The organism is Thauera carbonicopians, from assembly GCF_025699485.1.
Taxonomy (GTDB): Bacteria; Pseudomonadota; Gammaproteobacteria; order Burkholderiales; family Rhodocyclaceae; genus Thauera.
The window spans coordinates 15,070-32,354 of record NZ_JANUXN010000012.1 but is presented as its reverse complement, the minus strand read 5'-3'; the positions used below and the strand labels follow the sequence as shown (position 1 = coordinate 32,354).

Below are 17,285 nucleotides of genomic sequence, written 5' to 3'. Positions count from 1 at the left end.
GGGGCGTGCTGCCACGTGCTACATGCAGCCGGCCTTCGCCCGCTTGGCCAGCACCGCGCGCGCCACCCGCGAGGCCGGTTCGCGCTCCAGTTGCGCGCTGATCCAGGCCGCCACATCCACCAGCGCATCGAGGTCGATGCCGGTGGTGATGCCCAGCCCGTTCAACAGCCAGACCACGTCCTCGGTGGCGACGTTCCCCGACGCACCCGCCGCATACGGGCAGCCGCCCAGGCCGCCGACCGAGGCATCGAACACCGCCACGCCCATCTGCAGCGAGGCGTGGATGTTGGCGATCGCCATGCCGTAGGTGTCGTGGTAGTGGCCCGCCAGGCGCTCGGCCGGCACCCGCCGCATCACCGCTTCGAGCATGCGCGAGATGCTGGCCGGGTTGCCGGTGCCGATGGTGTCGCCCAGCGAGATCTCGTAGCAGCCCATCTCGATCAGCGTCGCCGCCACCTCGGCCACCGCCTGCGGCGCCACCTCGCCTTCATAGGGACAGCCGGCCACGCAGGAGACGTAGCCGCGCACCCTGACACCCGCCGCCCGCGCCGCCTCGGTGACGGGGCGGAAGCGCTCGAGCGACTCGGCGATCGAGCAGTTGATGTTCTTGCGGCTAAAGGACTCCGAAGCCGCGCCGAACACCGCGACTTCGGTCGCGCCGGCGGCCAGCGCGGCCTCGAAGCCCTTCAGGTTGGGCGTCAGCACCGGATAGGCGACGCCCGGCGCGGCGGCAGCCAGCACGCGGCCCAGCACCTCGGTGTTGTCGCCCATCTGCGGCACCCACTTGGGCGACACGAAGGAGGTCGTTTCGATCGCCTTCAGCCCGGCCGCCTCCAGGCGGCGGACGAGTTCGACCTTGGTGTCGGCGGACACCAGCCGCTTTTCGTTCTGCAGCCCGTCGCGCGGCCCCATCTCGACGATGCGGACGGCGGCAGGCAGGGTCTTGCTGGTCGTCATGGATCACTCCGTCCGTTCAGGCGGTTTTCGCTTCCTCGAGTCCGAGCGCTTCGGTCACCTTCTGGCGGATCAGGAATTTCTGGATCTTGCCCGTCACCGTCATCGGGAAACTGTCGACGAACTGGATGTAGCGCGGGATCTTGTAGTGCGCGATCTGGCCCTGGCAGAAGGCACGCACGTCGTCCTCGGTGATCGAGCCTTCCTCGCGCAGAATGATCCAGGCGCACAGCTCCTCGCCGTATTTCTTGTCGGGCACGCCGACGACCTGGACGTCGAGAATCTTCGGATGGGAGTAGAGGAACTCTTCGATCTCGCGCGGGTAGATGTTCTCGCCGCCGCGGATCACTAGGTCCTTGATGCGGCCGACGATGTTGCAGAAACCCTCGTCGTCGATCACCGCCAGGTCGCCGGTGTGCATCCAGCCGGCGGCGTCGATCGCCTCGCGGGTCTTGGTTTCGTCGTCCCAGTAGCCGAGCATCACCGAGTAGCCGCGGGTGCATAGCTCGCCCCGCGTGCCGCGCGGCACGATACGGCCTTCGGTATCGACGACCTTGACTTCAAGATGCGGCTGGACGCGGCCGACGGTGGACACCCGGCGGTCGATCGGATCGTCGGTGCCGCTCTGGAAGCTGACCGGCGAGGTTTCGGTCATGCCATAGGCGATCGTCACCTCGCCCATGTTCATCTTGCCGATGACGCGCTTCATGACCTCGATCGGGCAGGGGCTGCCGGCCATGATGCCGGTGCGCAGGCTGGAGAGGTCGAATTCGGCGAAGCGCGGATGGTCGAGTTCGGCGATGAACATCGTCGGCACGCCGTAAAGGGCGGTGCATTTCTCTTCGGCGACCGTTTCCAGCACCGCCAGCGGCTCGAAGGCCTCGGCCGGATACACCATCGTGGCGCCGTGCGTCAGGCAGGCGAGATTGCCGATCACCATGCCGAAGCAGTGGTACAGCGGCACCGGAATGCAGATACGGTCGCCGGGCACGAGCCTGATCGTCTCGCCGATGAAGAAGCCGTTGTTGAGAATGTTGTGGTGCGACAGCGTCGCGCCCTTGGGACGGCCGGTGGTGCCCGAGGTGAACTGGATGTTGATCGGATCGTCGAACTGCAGCCGCTCGCCCAGCAGTTCCAGCTCGCCCAGTTCCTCCTTGGTCGGCTGCGTCAGCAGATCGTCGAAGTTGATCATGCCGGGAGACTTGTCGCCGCCCATGCGGATCACCATCTCCAGCGACGAAAGGCGATGGCTGCGCAGCAGGCCCGGCTCGCAGTGGCCCAGTTCGGGCGCGAGGTCGGTGATCATCTCCAGGTAGTTGCTGGTCTTGAACGCCGGCGCCAGGATCAGCGCGCGGCAGCCGACCTTGTTCAGCGCGTACTCCAGTTCGGAGCGGCGGTAGGCAGGGTTGATGTTGACCAGCGTCAGGCCGGCCTTGGCGGTGGCGAACTGGGTCAGCGCCCATTCGAGGTTGTTCTGCGACCAGATGCCGATGCGTTCGCCCGGCGCGAGGCCGAGCCGCCTCAGGCCGCAGGCCAGCGCATCGACGCGGCTGTGCAACTGCGCATAAGTCAGGCGCACGTTCTGGTGGCGCACCACCAGCGCTTCGCGCTCGGCGTGGCGGGCGCAGGCCTCGTCGAAATAGCGGCCGATGGTCAGGCCGATCAGTTCCTTGCCGGTCGAACCGTGCACGTAACTCGGGATATTGCTCGACATCTTCGTCTCCTTTGCATCCTCACGGCTGAGCCGGCTCTTGGACGGCCGGCTGGCAGCGCTCGATACTCCCCTGGTTTCAGAATCTCAGGCTGCCGCGGCCTCGAAGTCGACCAGCTCGGCGCCATCACCCACCTGATCGCCGACCGCGAAACGGAAGGCCTTGACGGTGCCGGCCGCAGGCGCGGTGATGGTGTGCTCCATCTTCATCGCCTCCAGAATCAGCAGCGGCGCGCCCTTCTCCACTTTCGCCCCTTCGCTCGCGACCAGCGCGATGACCTTGCCCGGCATCGGCGCCAGCAGCCCGCCTTCGGCACCGCCGCCTTCGCCACTGTGATGCAGCGGATCGATCGCGGCGAGTTGCCAGGCGCGGCCGCGGGCAAAGACGTGGCGGCGGCCGGCAGCGGCGATCACGGTGGCATCCATGCGGGTGCCGTCCAGTTCGACGCGCAGCAGGCCGCGCGGATTCAGTTCGCCGCGCGCCTCGACGCTGCGGCCTTCGACGGTGAGCCGCCAGGCGCCGGGCAGGTAGGCGACCTCGACCGCATGGTCGGTCTCGCCGTGGCGGAACAGCAATGTGCGGCGCGCGGTGGCGTTCATGCGCCAGCCGTCGCGCGCGTGCCAGGGCGAATGCGCGTCGGCGCTGCGCTGCGCACGCTTGTCGGCCAGCGCCGCCTCGCGCAGCAGTTCGGCCAGCGCGGCGATCTGCAGCACTTCGTCCGGCAGCGTGACGTCGTCGGGGAACAGGTAGTCCTTTTCGCGCTCGATCAGCCCGGTGTCGAGGTCGGCACCGGCAAACGCCGGGCAGGCCGCCAGCCGCGACAGGAACTCGATGTTGTTGGCCACACCCACCACGCGGTAGTCGGCCAGCGCCTGCAGCAGGCGGGCCAGCGCGCGGTCGCGGTTGATGTCCCAGACGATCAGCTTGGCGATCATCGGGTCGTAGTGCGGGCTGATCTCGTCGCCCTCTTCGACGCCGGTATCGACGCGCACGTGCAGGCCCTCGGCCGGCGGCGCCAGGTGCACCAGCCTGCCGGTGGAAGGCAGGAAGCCCTTGGCCGGATCTTCGGCGTAGATGCGCGCTTCCAGCGCATGGCCGCGAATCTGCAGCTGCTCCTGGGCCAGCGGCAGCGGCTCGCCGGAGGCGACGCGCAACTGCCATTCGACCAGGTCCAGCCCGGTGATCATCTCGGTGACCGGATGCTCGACCTGCAGGCGGGTGTTCATCTCCATGAAGTAGAAGGAGCCGTCCTGGTTGGCGATGAACTCCACCGTGCCGGCGCCGACGTAGCCCACCGCCTTGGCCGCATCGACCGCCGCCTTGCCCATCGCCGCGCGGCGCTCGGGCGTCATGCCGGGAGCCGGCGCTTCTTCCAGCACCTTCTGGTGGCGGCGCTGCACCGAGCAGTCGCGCTCGAACAGATAGACCACGTTGCCGTGGGTGTCGCCGAACACCTGGATCTCGATGTGGCGCGGCCTGGTGATGTACTTCTCCACCAGCACGTGGTCGTCGCCGAAGCTGGAGATTGCCTCGCGCTTGCAGGATGCCAGCAGGTCGAGGAAATCTTCCGACTTCTCGACCAGGCGCATGCCCTTGCCGCCGCCGCCGGCCGCCGCCTTGATCAGCACCGGGTAGCCGATGGCTTCGGCCTGCCGGTGCAGCAGCTCGGGCGTCTGGTCATCGCCGTGGTAGCCGGGCGTCAGCGGCACACCGGCCGCTTCCATCAGCTTCTTGGCTTCGGACTTTGAGCCCATGGCGCGGATCGCCGACACCGGCGGGCCGATGAAGACGATGCCTTCGCGCTCGCAGGCCTCACAGAAATCCTCGTTCTCGGACAGGAAGCCGTAGCCCGGATGGATCGCCTGGGCGCCGGTCTGCTTGGCCGCGGCGATGATGCGGTCGATCACGAGATAACTCTCGCGCACTGCCGCCGGACCGATCAGCACCGCCTCGTCGGCCAGGCGCACATGGCGGGCATTGGCATCGGCCTCGGAATAGACCGCGACGGTCTTGATGCCCATGCGGCGGGCGGTCTTGATCACCCGGCAGGCGATTTCACCACGGTTTGCGATCAGAATCTTGTCGAACATCTTGTCTCCCCCAGGTTTGGGTCAATCTTGTCGCGTTCGGTCACACTGCGGTCGGTCGTGGACGCGGCCGGAAAATGCGTTTGAGGAAACGCCACAGCAGCACGATGAGGACGATGGCGCACAGCACGAACACCACCAGGCCGAAGGCGAACCACAGCGGCTGGTTGAACATCAGCCACAGGCCGCCGATGAAAATCCCGTCCTCGCCGAAGGACGCCAGCAGGTTGCTCACCGGCTCCGGCGAAGTGTTGAGCGCCGCCCGCGCACCCGCCTTGGCGAAATGGGTGCTGGCCGCCAGCGAACCGCCCAGCAAGGCGCCGGCAAGCTGCAGCCCGGCACCCTGGTCGCCCATCACGCCGGCGGCCAGCGCCGCGCCGGCCGGAATGCGGATGAAGGTGTGCAGCGAATCCCACAGCGAATCGAGCCAGGGCAGCTTGTCGGCGAAGAATTCGGTGAACAGCATCAGTCCGGACAGGCCGAGCACCCAGGGATTGGTCAGCACTTCCAGCACGCCCGGCAGATGCACGCCGCCCCAGCGGCCCAGCGCGCCCAGCACGAACACCAGCGCATAGAGCCGCAGGCCGCTCGCCCAGCCCACACCGGCAGCCAGCACCGCCAGCGAGGCGAGGTCCAACGGCAGCCCGCTCCAGTCCAGCAGCGGCGTCAGGCTGCCCAGCCCGGCGAACCATTCGGCCAGGGTATCCATGTTCATCGCCCTCAGGCGCGGTTCAGTCCTGCGCTGGCGGCACCCAGGCCGCCGGCCGCTTGGACAGGAAGGCGTCCAGGCCTTCGCGCGCCTCCGGCGTGACGCGCAGGCTGGCGATGCGGCGTGCGGTATCCTGCACCACCGCGTCATCCACCGGCTTGTTCGCCACCGCGCGGATCAGGTCCTTGCCCGCGGCCTGCGATTTCGGCCCGCCCTGCAGCAGCGCGGTAACGATGGCCTGCACTTTCGCATCCAGTTCGTCGCCGGCCACCGCCTCGTGCGCCAGCCCCAGCTCGGCCGCGCGCCGGGCGTCGATGCGCTCGGCGGTCTGGAAGTAGCGATAGGCCTGGCGCTCGCCGATGGCGCGGATCACATAGGGACTGATCGCCGACGGGATGATGCCGAAGCGGACTTCGGATGTGGCGAACACCGCCTTGTCGCCGGCGATGCAGATGTCGCAGGCGCTCGCCAGCCCCATGCCGCCGCCCAGCGCCGCGCCATGCACGCGGGCGATGGTCGGCTTGGCCATCCCCGCCAGCGTGCGCAGCATGCCGGCCAGCTTCATCGCGTCGGCGAAGTTTTCCGCTTCGCTCGCCTCGCCGGCGGCCTTCATCCAGTTCAGGTCGGCGCCGGCGGAAAAGCTCTTGCCGCGACCGGCCAGCACCACCACCCGCACCGCCTCGTCGGCGTCCAGCGCCCGGCAGGCCGCGGTGAGATCGGCGATCAATCGGGCGTTGAAGGCGTTATGCACATCCGGGCGGTTCATCCAGATCGTCGCCACGCCGCCGTCGCACTGGATCTCCAGGGTTTCGTAGTCCATCTTTCTGGCCCCCGTTGCTTACATGCGGAACACGCCGAAGCGCGTCTGCTGGATCGGTGCATTGAGCGCCGCCGACAGCGACAGGCCGAGCACGCGGCGGGTCTGGGCCGGATCGACCACGCCATCGTCCCACATGCGCGCGGTGGCGTAGTAGGGGTGGCCCTGGAACTCATACTGCTCGCGGATCGGCGCCTTGAAGGCCTCCTCTTCCTCGGCGCTCCAGCTGCCGCCCTTGGCCTCGATGCCGTCGCGGCGCACGGTGGACAGCACGCTCGCGGCCTGCTCGCCGCCCATCACGCTGATCCGCGCATTGGGCCACATCCACAGGAAGCGGGGGCTGTAGGCACGGCCGCACATGCCGTAGTTGCCGGCGCCGAAGCTGCCGCCGATCAGCGCGGTGATCTTGGGCACCTGCACGGTGGCTACTGCGGTGACCATCTTGGCGCCGTCCTTGGCGATGCCGCCGTTCTCGTACTTGCGGCCGACCATGAAGCCGGTGATGTTCTGCAGGAACAGCAGCGGAATGCCGCGCTGGCCGCACAGCTCGATGAAGTGCGCGCCCTTCTGCGCCGACTCGCCGAACAGGATGCCGTTGTTGGCGACGATGCCGACCGGATAGCCGTAGAGCTGGGCGAAGCCGCACACCAGCGTGCTGCCGTAGCGAGCCTTGAATTCGTCGAAGCGCGACCCATCGACCACGCGGGCGATGATCTCGCGCACGTCGAAGGGCTTGCGCGTGTCGGTGGGGATGATGCCGTAGATCTCTTCCGGGTCGTAGGCGGGCTCTTCGCCCTGGCCCAGCGCCACGCCCATCGGCTTGGTCCGGTTCAGGTTGGAGACGATGCGGCGCGCCAGGTAGAGCGCATGGGCGTCGTTCTCGGCCAGATGGTCGGCAACGCCCGACAGCCGGGTGTGCACATCGCCGCCGCCGAGGTCCTCGGCGCTGACGACTTCGCCGGTGGCCGCCTTCACCAGCGGCGGACCGCCGAGGAAGATCGTGCCCTGGTTCTTGACGATGACGGTCTCGTCGCTCATCGCCGGCACGTAGGCGCCGCCGGCGGTACACGAACCCATCACCACCGCAATCTGTGGAATGCCCTTGGCCGACATGTTGGCCTGGTTGTAGAAGATGCGGCCGAAGTGGTCGCGGTCGGGGAAGACTTCGTCCTGCTTCGGCAGGAAGGCGCCGCCCGAATCGACCAGGTAGATGCACGGCAGGTTGTTCTGCTCGGCGATCTCCTGCGCGCGCAGGTGCTTCTTGACCGTCATCGGGTAGTAGGTGCCGCCCTTCACCGTGGCATCGTTGGCCACGATCATGCATTCGACGCCCTGCACACGGCCGATGCCGGTGATGACGCCGGCGCTGGGCGCCTCGTCGCCGTACATGCCGAAAGCCGCCATCTGGCCGATTTCGAGGAAGGGCGTGCCGGGATCGAGCAGGTGGCCGACACGGTCGCGCGGCAGCAGCTTGCCGCGTGCGGTGTGCTTCGTGCGCGCCGCCTCGCCGCCGCCCAAGCTGATCTGAGCGGCCTTGGCGCGCAGATCGTCGACCAGGCCGCGCAGGCTGGCCGCATTGGCCTGGAATTCTTCACTGCGCACGTTGATGGCAGATTTGATCGTACTCATGTCCCCTCGTCCTCGTGTCTTGTCTATCTTATTTATCTATCAGACGCCGCAGCCAGCACACTGCGCAAGACTAGCGCCGCAGGCTGTGCCGCGAGTGCCAAGAAGGTCGCAATTCATGCCATCACCGGGCGGAGCGATGCATTGCGGAAATCCGGCGGCCAGCGCCACCCGCTCCGCTCGCGTCCTATGCAGCGCCATGCCTGCGCACATGAATCCGACCGCCGACAGGCGAGCCGTACGGGGAATCGATCCGGCCAGGGATCTGCCTAGCGGGCGATGATCATCCGCGTCACGAGCTCGGCAGCATTATGAACCCCCAGCTTGCGCATGATCGCCGCACGGTGCACCTCGACCGTCCGTGGAGATATCCCCATCGCCAGTCCGATCTCCTTGCTCGTATGGCCATTGACGATATGGCGCGCGACCTCGCGCTCCTTCGGCGTCAAGGCCGAAGAACTCGGGGCCCGGTCCTTCAGGTGCTCGAAGGTCCACACCATCAGCAGGAAAGGCTCTGCCGCCACCAGCGTGCGGCCGCGCGCGCGAACCCAGATGATCTCGCCGTTCTTGCGCTGCATGAAGCGTTCGTCTTCGTAGCGCGGGCAGTTGAGGAGCCAGCGGCTCCAGCGTGAACCGGTCTTCTCGAAGTCGATGTGCGAAGGGTACAGCAGGCGGGTCGATTGCCCTTCAAGATCCACCCGGTTCCAGCCGAACAGCAGTTCGATCTCGGTGTTCACCTTCAGGATGGTTCGGTTGGACGTCACCATGATGCCGACCGGCGCATCCATGAAGCCGGTCAGATTCAGGGTCTCGTCCGGAAGATTGTTGTAGCTCATGCCGCGTCCTGGGCGCATCTAAGTAATTTCTACGTATAAATCTACGTAGTTTGACGCATAGGCGCCAGCCCCTCGCAAAAGCCAAACTGTTTGGCAGGAGGAGAGACATGACACCTGACATCTACATCACAGGCTCGGGCCATACCCGTTTCGGCCGGCTGGAACAGACTCTGGAAGAACTGATCGTCGAGGCCGCGCAGGAGGCCTTGTCGGAGGCCGCGATCGCTGCATCGGAAATCGATGCGGTTTTTCTGGGACACTTCAACTCGGCGCTGGTGCCCGACGGCTTCGCCTCATCGCTGATCCATCAGGCCGACCCCGCGCTGCGCTTCACTCCCGCGATGCGCTGCGAGAACGCCTGCGCCTCGGGCTCGGCGGCAATCCACGCCGCGCTGCACATGATCCGCGCCGGCCGGGCGCGGCAGGTGCTCGTCGTCGGCGCGGAGAAAATGACCCACCGGTCGACCGGCGACGTCACCACGGCGCTGGCCGGCGCCGGCTACCAGAACGATCCCGCGGAAGCGGCACTGAGCTTTCCGCAGGTTTTCGCCATCGCCGCGAAAGCCTACGCCGAGCGCTACTGCGATCCGCTCGATGCCATGGCACGCATCTCGGCAAAGAACCACGCCAACGCGCTGAACAATCCCCTCGCGCAGATGCGCAAGGCCGTGCCCTACGAGTTCTGCCGCGAAGTGAGCGACAAGAACCCGCTCATCGCACCGCCCCTGCGGCTGTCCGACTGCTCGCTGATCTCGGACGGCGCGGCGGCGATCGTGCTGTCTTCCGCCGATGCAGCGGCGAGCGCGAAGCGTCGCGTGCGCATCGCCGCCGCCGAGCACGTCTCGGACTTCCTGCCGATGTCGCGGCGCGACTTCCTCGCCTTCGAAGGCCCCCGGCGTGCGATCGCACAAGCCTACGCGGCAGCGGGAATCGGCGTGGACGATCTCGATTTCGCCGAAGTGCACGACTGCTTCACTCCTGCCGAGCTGCTGACGTACGAGGCCATGGGACTCGTGCCGCAAGGCCAGGGCGCGCGGGCGCTCGAAGAGGGCACGGTGTTCGCCGACGGCCGCACCCCGGTGAACCTGTCGGGAGGGCTCAAGGCCAAGGGGCATCCGGTGGGCGCCACGGGGGTATCGATGCACGCCCTTGCCTTCCGCCAGCTCACCGGGCAGGCCGGCGCCATGCAGCGCAAGGGCGCGCAATGGGGCCTGGCCTTCAACATGGGCGGCACGGCGGTGGCGAACTACGCCTCGCTGCTGAATGCCGATCGCGCCTGAGGCTCGCATGAACATCGCCAACTGGCTTCATCAGGCAGCGCTTGCCTGGCCGCACAACCCCGCGATTTTCGACGGCGTCCGCCTGACCCACAACTACGCGGGACTGCTCAAGGCGGTTTGCGACCGCGCGCGCCATTTTGCCGACCGGCACGGCATCGGCCCCGGAGACAGAGTCGCGCTCTTCAGCCAGAACGCGCCGGAATACATCGAGGTGCTGCACGCCTGCTGGTGGATCGGTGCGGTCGTGGTGCCGGTCAACTACAAGCTGCATCCGGCCGAGGCCGAATGGATCATCTCCAACGCGGGCGCACGTCTCGTCCTCACCGACCAGGGCAATGCCTTTTCCGGCCACGCCGGTTTCGTCGAGGAGGCGCTCTCGGCCCCCGTCGCCAAAGGCGCGCCGGTGACGGCGCCACGCCCGGCCGGCGACAAGGACATCGCCTGGCTGTTCTACACCTCGGGCACGACCGGCAAACCCAAGGGCGTCATGCTCAGCCATGAGAACCTGCGGAACATGACTCTGTGCTACAGCCTGGACGTCGATACGCCCGCCCCCGGCGACCACATGCTCTATGCTGCGCCGATGTCGCACGGCGCGGGGCTCTACATGTTCGCGCAGATCCGCGCGGCCGGAGCGCATCTGGTGCCCGCATCGCGGGGTTTCGACTGCGCCGAGATCATCCAGCTCGCCCAGAGCAAGGGCAATCTCGTGTTCTTCGCCGCGCCCACCATGATCAAGCGCCTCATCGCCGCGGCCCGGGCGACGGGTTACGACGGCTCCGGCATCCGCACGATCACCTACGGCGGCGGCCCGATGTACGCCAATGACATCGACGAGGCGCTGGAGGTGTTCGGGCCGCGTTTCGTGCAGATCTATGGCCAGGGCGAAAGCCCGATGACGATCTCGGTCCTGCCGCGCAAGCTGGTCGCGGACCAGAGCCATTCGCGCTGGCGCGCCCGCCGGAACTCCGTGGGCCATGCCGCAGGCTGCGTGAGGCTCGCGATCCTCGGCCCGGACGGCGCCGAACTGCCCGCGGGCCATACCGGCGAAATCTGCGTGCAGGGGCCGACGGTGATGCTCGGCTACTGGCAGAACCCCGAAGCGAGCGCGGAAACCCTGCACGACGGCTGGCTGCACACCGGCGACCTCGGCCATTTCGACGAAGACGGCTTCCTGTACCTGACCGACCGTTCCAAGGATCTGATCATCTCCGGCGGCACCAACATCTATCCGCGCGAGGTGGAAGAAGCGCTCCTGCGCCATCCGGCCGTCTTCGAGGTTGCCGTGATCGGCGAACCGGAACCGGAATGGGGCGAACAGGTGGTCGCCCACGTCGTGCCGCAGCCGGGCCTGCACGTGACCGAAGCGGAGCTGGACAGCTGGTGCCGGCAGCAGATCGCCTCGTTCAAGCGGCCGAAGCGCTATGTCTTCGCCACCGAACTGCCCAAGAACAGCTACGGCAAGATCCTGAAGACCGAATTGCGGCACGCAGCCCTTCGCACCACACGTTGACAACGACCGACGGGAAAGACACCCGCAGCAAAAACCAAGGAGGAGACCATGAAAAGACGTGATTTTCTGAAGACCGGCGGCGCGCTTGCCGGCGCCGGCATGCTGGGCCTGCCGGGCCTGGCCCAGGCCCGTACCTCGATGAAGTTCGACAGCTATGTCACCGAGAGCGCGGGGCCCTCGTGGATCGACCGCTGGTTCCTCGAAGAACTCCAGAAGCGCTCCCAGGGCGAGATCTCGGTGAGATATTACTGGGCCGGCAGCCTCAACAAGGCCGGCGAGCATCTCGGCGCCGTGCGTGACGGCACCTCGGAAATCACCATCATCTCGCCGGGCTACTACCAGGCCGAGATGCCGGTGACGCGGGGGCTCGAATGGTACTTCCGCGTCGATCGCGCCGACACCCTGCAGCAGGTCTGCCGCGACACCTACGACAACTTCGAGCCGCTGCGCCAGGAATGGGAACAGCGCCACAAGTGCAAGGTGCTGTACTGGACCAACTGGAACTATGCGCCGCTGGTGATGCGCAGGCCGATCTCGTCGCTGGCCGACCTGAAGGGCAAGAAGATCCGCGCCTACGGCGTTGCCACCGACGTCATCGAGCGGCTCGGCGGCATTGCGGTACCGATGACCGCAGGCGAGGTTTACCAATCGCTCGAGCGCGGCGTGCTCGACGGCGTTTACGGTTTCGACTTCGTCACTGCAGTGGCGTACAAGCTGCATGAAATCGCGCCCAACTTCTACGACATCGGCGACGGCGCTCATGCTCCCGCACTCACGGTGATGAACAAGCGGACATGGGAGAAGCTGTCCCCGGCCAACCAGCAGATCTGCACCGATCTCGCCAACGAACTCTACGCCGGCAAGTTCGCCGAGATCTATGAAGGTGTGCTGACCGATTACGTCAAGAAGGCGCTGGCCGAAGGGGTGAAGTTCACTTCGCTTCCCGATGCCGAGAAAGAGCACGCACGAGCCATCGTCCAGCCTGCCCAGGTCGACAAGTGGGTCGACGAGGTTGCCAGACCCAATCGCATCGATGGCAAGGCCATGCAGGACGTGATCGAGCAGGCGATCGCCAGGCATGCGCCCTCGGGCAAGCTCAAGCGGCCGATCGAAATCGCGGCGAGCCTGTAAACATGTCCGCCCTCGACCGCCTGCTGACGCGCATCGCGCACGCGATGAGCTGGGTGGCGCTCGCCTTCCTCGCCTTCATGATGCTGGCCATCACCATCGATGTCTTTGCCCGCGCCTTCAGCGGGCGCACGGTTCCGGGACTCTTCGAGCTCTCGGAGCTGTCGATGGCAATGGTCGTGTTCATGGGGCTGGGCGCGACCCTGCTCGACGACGGGCATATCCGCGTGACCCTGCTGACCGAGCGGCTGCCGCAGCCCCTTGGCCGTCAATTCACCGCACTCGGCTGGGTCTTCGCGGGACTGACCTTCGCCCTGCTCGCATGGCCTGCGACGAAAGAAGCCGCCTATTCGGTTTCGATCTTCGAGTTCCGCTGGGGCGCCGTGCAAATGCCCGTCTGGTGGGCCAAGGTCATCGTCGCCGTCGGACTCTGGTTCGCCGCGCTGCAGGCGCTCATCCACGCCGCCCTCATCGCGCTCGACCGCCTGCCCCCGCAGCGCCGCGTGAGCGTCACCTCCGTCACCCACTGAACGGCGGGCACGGGATCCCAAGGGTCCCGTGCCCCCGCCGCACCCACATTCCGGTGGCATCACCCCCCAGGAACCGTCATGGACGTCACCCTCATCACCACTATCGCCGTCGGGCTGATCCTTCTGCTCATGGCCCTCGGCACGCCGGTATTTGCCGCTCTCGCGCTGTCGGGCGCGTTCGGCATCGTCATGGTCGAAAACCTCGACTTCCTTCTCAACCGGATGAAATCCCTGCCCTTTTCGACCACGGCAAGCTACACGCTGACCGTCATCCCCCTCTTCATCCTGATGGGCGCTTTCGCCCATCACGCCCAGGTCGGCAAGCGGCTCTTCGACGTCGCACGCAAATGGGTCGGCCATATGCCCGGAGGGCTGGCCATCGCCACCATCCTCACTTCGGCCGGCTTTGCCGCCACCTCGGGTTCATCGGTCGCCACCGCGGCCACCGTCGGTGCCGTCGCCCTCCCCGAAATGAAGAAGGCGGGCTACGACCCTCGCCTCTCGGCAGGCTCGGTCGCTGCGGGCGGCGTTCTCGGCGTGCTGATTCCGCCGTCGGTGCTGTTGATCTTCTACGCTGCGCTGACCGAGGTTTCGGCGGGCAAGATGCTGATCGCCGGCTTCGTGCCCGGCATCCTGACCACGCTCGTCTTCATGGCCGGCGTCGCCTTCATCGGCCGACGAGGCATGAACAAGGAAGCACGCAGTCCACGTTCGCCGTGGAGTGAGCGAATCCGCTCGACCGGGCAGGCCTGGCAAGTGCTTGTTCTGTTTTTGCTCGTACTCGGCGGCATCTATCTCGGCCTCATCACGCCGACCGAGGCGGGGGCGGTCGGGGCATTCGCCGCGCTGCTGATGCTGCTCTTTTCCCGCGTCGCCCGCGCAACACTCGGCACACGATTGCTCGACAGCTTCCGCAGCACGGCAACGACCACGGTCATGATTCTGTTCACGATGATCGGCGCCGGCATCTTCAGCTACTTCCTGACGCTGGTGCAGATCCCGCAGGCAATCTCGGAAGCGATCGTGCAGAGTGGCATTTCGCCCACGCTGATCGTTGCGGTCCTGCTGCTGGCCTATATACCGCTCGGCATGTTCCTCGATGCCTTTTCGATGATGGTCATCACGCTGCCAATCGTCTTCCCGACGGTCGCCGGCCTCGGCTTCGATCCGATCTGGTTCGGCATCCTGTGCGTGAAGATGTGCGAAATCGGCCTGATGACACCGCCGGTGGGGCTCAACTGTTTCGTCATTGCCGGCATCGACCGCAGCACTTCACTGACCGACATCTTCCGTGGCGCGCAATGGTTCGTCGTCATGGAATTGTTCACCGTGGTCATCCTGTTCGCCTTCCCCGTGATCACGACCTGGCTGCCCGACACCATGATGGGCCGCTGAGACAGGAGGATGACGAACATGCCCAAGAATTACGGTACGGCCCTCGTGACCGGAGGCGGGTCGGGCATCGGGCGAGCGGCCGCGCTGGCACTTGCCCAGCGCGGCGCACGGCTCGCCGTGACCGACCGGGACGCGGACAAGGCCAGCACGGTTGCGCAGGAAATCACCGCCGCCGGTGCCAAAGCAATCGGCATGGCGATGGACGTTGGCGACGCGGCCTCGATTGCCGCCGGCTTCGATCGCGCCGAGGCAGCACTCGGCGGCATCGACATCCTCATCAACAGTGCGGGGCTGATGCTGGTGGAGCCACTGCTGGATTTTTCCCCGGAGAGCTGGGACAGGGTCATGCGCGTCAATGTCACAGGCACCTTTCTTGCCAGCCAGCGTGCCGCACGCGGCATGGCAGAACGCGGCTACGGCAGGATCATCAACCTCACGTCGGTTTCCGGCTTGCGCGCCGGCATCGGACGCACTGCTTACGGTACCTCCAAAGCCGCCATCATCGGCCTGACCCGCCAGTTCGCGCTGGAACTCGGGCCGCTCGGCGTAACAGTGAATGCGATCGCACCCGGCGCGATCGAGACGCCGATGACGCTGGGCACCTATTCGGAGGAAACCTGGGAAAACATTCTGGCGATGGTGCCCGCACGCCGCCGCGGCACACCCCAGGACATTGCCGAGGCCATCGCTTACCTGGCATCACCCGCAGCATCCTACGTCAACGGCGAAACGCTCACCGTCGACGGCGGCTACATGGCGGCCGGCATGACACAGACCGGCAGGATGCGCATCTGAGCGTCAGAACCCGCCCGTTTCCAGCCAGCGCACTATCTGCGGCACGCGGTCCACACCCCAGAAGGGCTCGCCATCGACGATGACGAAAGGTGAGCCGAACACGCCACGGGCAATGGCCTGGGCGCATTCGTCCTTGAGACGGTTGCGGATCGCGTCGCCGGCAAGTGCCTCGACCAGCGCCGCACGGTCGGCGCCGTGGGCGGCAGCGATGTCCAGCACCGCATCCTGCTGCGAGATGTCGCGCCCGTCTACGAAATAGGCGCGCAGGGCTGCGAGGGCGAAGCGGCGGGCCGCAGCGGCATCACGGTCTTCCAGCCAGTAGAAGGCACGCGCGGCGATCTGGGTGCCGATCGGAAAGACATCGGGAATGCGGCAGCTCAGACCGAGGAAGCGGGCCGAGCGCTCGAAGTCGTGCTTCGAGTAATCGCCCTTGAGCGGTTTCGAAGGCAGGGGCACGTCGCCCGTGACCTTGTATACCGCTCCCAGCAGGAACGGCCGCCAGCGCACGCTGCGGCCATGAGCAGCCGCCAGGGCGTCGATCTGCTCGGCCATGAAGTAGCCGTAGGGGGAGGAGAAGTCGAAGTAGAAATCGATCGGCTCAGCCATGTTCCGGCCCTCCCTGTCAGCGCGTTTCGCCGAACAGTTCGCGGCCGATCAGCATGCGGCGGATCTCGCTGGTGCCGGCGCCGATCTCGTACAGCTTGGCGTCGCGCCACAGGCGGCCGACGGCGTATTCGTTGGTGTAGCCGACGCCACCCAGCGCCTGGATCGCCTCGCCCGCCATCCAGGTGGCTTTCTCGGCGGTGTAGAGGATCACGCCGGCCGCATCCTTGCGCAGCGTGCGGGCGTGGTCGGCGCGGTCGCAGGCCTGGCCGACAGCGTAGGCGTAGGCGCGGCAGGCCGACCAGGTGGAATACATGTCGGCGATCTTGCCCTGCATCAGCTGGAATTCGCCGATCGGCGTGTCGAACTGCTTGCGTTCGTGCATGTAGGGCACGACCTCGTCCATGCACGCCGCCATGATGCCGAGCGGGCCGCCCGACAGCACCGCGCGCTCGTAGTCGAGACCTGACATCAGCACCTGCACGCCGCGGCCGATGTTGGCCTCGCCGCCGAGCACGTTGTCGAGCGGCACTTCGACGTCGTCGAAGAACAGCGGAAAGGTGTTGGAGCCGCGCATGCCGAGCTTATCGAGGTGGGTGCCGCACGAGAAGCCCTTCATGTCCTTCTCGACGATGAAGGCGGTGATGCCCTTCGGGCCGGCATTGACGTCGGTCTTGGCATAGACCACCAGGGTGTCGGCATCGCCGCCGTTGGTGATCCACATCTTGCTGCCGTTGAGGATGAAGCGGTCGCCCTTGCGGTCGGCACGCAGCTTCATCGACACCACGTCGGAGCCGGCATTGGGCTCGGACATCGCCAGCGCACCGACGTGCTCGCCGGAAATCAGCCTGGGCAGATACTTCTGCTTCTGCTCCTCGGTGCCGTTGCGGCGGATCTGGTTGATGCACAGGTTGGAGTGCGCACCGTAGGACAGGCCCACCGAGGCCGACGCACGCGAGATCTCCTCCATCGCGACGATGTGGGCGAGATAACCCATGTCGGTGCCGCCGTACTCCTCGCCGACCGTCATGCCGTGCACGCCGAGGTCGCCGAGTTTCTTCCACAGCTCGGCGGGGAACTCGTTGACGCGGTCGATCTCGGCCGCACGCGGGGCGATCTCGGCCGCACAGAAAGCCTGCAGCGTGTCGCGCAGCGCGTCGATGGTCTCGCCGAGGTTGAAGTTAAGGCTGGGCACGTTCATGGGTGTCTCCTTCTCGATTTGTCCTGGCGCCAGGGCTGGCCGCAGGTTCCAATGATGGACGGCGAACGCCTGAAGATGAAGCGAGATTAGCCCCTCACG

General features: G+C 66.4%; 15 protein-coding genes. 6 read left to right on the top strand and 9 right to left on the bottom strand.

The features are described 5' to 3' along the window. Nucleotides 1–18 precede the first annotated feature (18 nt). The 7 genes from NX068_RS14630 to NX068_RS14600 form a co-directional block, all read right to left on the bottom strand. Entirely contained in the window at nucleotides 19–957 is a 939-nt protein-coding gene (locus NX068_RS14630) for a hydroxymethylglutaryl-CoA lyase (protein WP_263461993.1), read from the bottom strand. Between the two features lie 16 nt (nucleotides 958–973). Continuing rightward, on the bottom strand, nucleotides 974–2,668 hold the full coding sequence (locus NX068_RS14625; protein WP_263461992.1) for an AMP-binding protein: 1,695 nt from the start codon (nucleotides 2,666–2,668) through the stop codon (nucleotides 974–976). 84 nt (nucleotides 2,669–2,752) lie between these two features. Continuing rightward, nucleotides 2,753–4,756, bottom strand: coding sequence for an acetyl/propionyl/methylcrotonyl-CoA carboxylase subunit alpha (locus NX068_RS14620; RefSeq protein WP_263461991.1), 2,004 nt, complete (start codon nucleotides 4,754–4,756; stop codon nucleotides 2,753–2,755). A 40-nt stretch (nucleotides 4,757–4,796) separates the two neighbouring features. Beyond that, nucleotides 4,797–5,462, bottom strand: a complete 666-nt coding sequence (locus NX068_RS14615) for a DUF4126 domain-containing protein (protein WP_263461990.1) — start codon at nucleotides 5,460–5,462, stop codon at nucleotides 4,797–4,799. 22 nt (nucleotides 5,463–5,484) lie between these two features. Then, complete coding sequence (locus tag NX068_RS14610; protein ID WP_263461989.1) at nucleotides 5,485–6,282, bottom strand: enoyl-CoA hydratase/isomerase family protein; 798 nt, start codon at nucleotides 6,280–6,282, stop codon at nucleotides 5,485–5,487. Nucleotides 6,283–6,300: 18 nt separating this feature from the next. Then, nucleotides 6,301–7,908, bottom strand: a complete 1,608-nt coding sequence (locus NX068_RS14605) for a carboxyl transferase domain-containing protein (RefSeq protein WP_263461988.1) — start codon at nucleotides 7,906–7,908, stop codon at nucleotides 6,301–6,303. Nucleotides 7,909–8,174: 266 nt separating this feature from the next. Next, nucleotides 8,175–8,741 (bottom strand): LuxR C-terminal-related transcriptional regulator, encoded by a 567-nt coding sequence (locus tag NX068_RS14600; RefSeq protein WP_263461987.1) that lies wholly within the window; start codon nucleotides 8,739–8,741, stop codon nucleotides 8,175–8,177. A gap of 107 nt (nucleotides 8,742–8,848) precedes the next feature. On the opposite strand from NX068_RS14600, the gene NX068_RS14595 reads away from it, so the two are divergent. The 6 genes from NX068_RS14595 (at nucleotide 8,849) to NX068_RS14570 (ending at nucleotide 15,382) form a co-directional block, all read left to right on the top strand. Then, the gene (locus tag NX068_RS14595) at nucleotides 8,849–10,021 is read left to right on the top strand and encodes a thiolase domain-containing protein (protein ID WP_263461986.1); all 1,173 of its coding nucleotides are present in this window, start codon (nucleotides 8,849–8,851) and stop codon (nucleotides 10,019–10,021) included. 7 nt (nucleotides 10,022–10,028) lie between these two features. Continuing rightward, a complete protein-coding gene (locus tag NX068_RS14590) occupies nucleotides 10,029–11,534 on the top strand; it encodes a class I adenylate-forming enzyme family protein (protein WP_263461985.1) in 1,506 nt (501 codons plus the stop codon). 48 nt (nucleotides 11,535–11,582) lie between these two features. Continuing rightward, entirely contained in the window at nucleotides 11,583–12,665 is a 1,083-nt protein-coding gene (gene dctP, locus NX068_RS14585) for a TRAP transporter substrate-binding protein DctP (RefSeq protein WP_263461984.1), read from the top strand. 2 nt (nucleotides 12,666–12,667) lie between these two features. After that, entirely contained in the window at nucleotides 12,668–13,192 is a 525-nt protein-coding gene (locus NX068_RS14580; protein WP_263461983.1) for a TRAP transporter small permease subunit, read from the top strand. A 78-nt stretch (nucleotides 13,193–13,270) separates the two neighbouring features. Next, nucleotides 13,271–14,587: a TRAP transporter large permease gene (locus NX068_RS14575; protein ID WP_263461982.1), complete on the top strand. Its 1,317-nt coding sequence runs from the start codon at nucleotides 13,271–13,273 to the stop codon at nucleotides 14,585–14,587. Between the two features lie 18 nt (nucleotides 14,588–14,605). Further along, entirely contained in the window at nucleotides 14,606–15,382 is a 777-nt protein-coding gene (locus NX068_RS14570) for an SDR family NAD(P)-dependent oxidoreductase (RefSeq protein WP_263461981.1), read from the top strand. 3 nt (nucleotides 15,383–15,385) lie between these two features. Here NX068_RS14570 and NX068_RS14565 read toward each other — a convergent pair whose 3' ends face one another. Both NX068_RS14565 and NX068_RS14560 read right to left on the bottom strand, forming a co-directional pair. Next, nucleotides 15,386–15,988, bottom strand: coding sequence for a 2-hydroxychromene-2-carboxylate isomerase (locus tag NX068_RS14565; RefSeq protein WP_263461980.1), 603 nt, complete (start codon nucleotides 15,986–15,988; stop codon nucleotides 15,386–15,388). 16 nt (nucleotides 15,989–16,004) lie between these two features. Next, nucleotides 16,005–17,186, bottom strand: coding sequence for an isovaleryl-CoA dehydrogenase (locus NX068_RS14560; protein ID WP_263461979.1), 1,182 nt, complete (start codon nucleotides 17,184–17,186; stop codon nucleotides 16,005–16,007). Nucleotides 17,187–17,285: the final 99 nt, after the last annotated feature.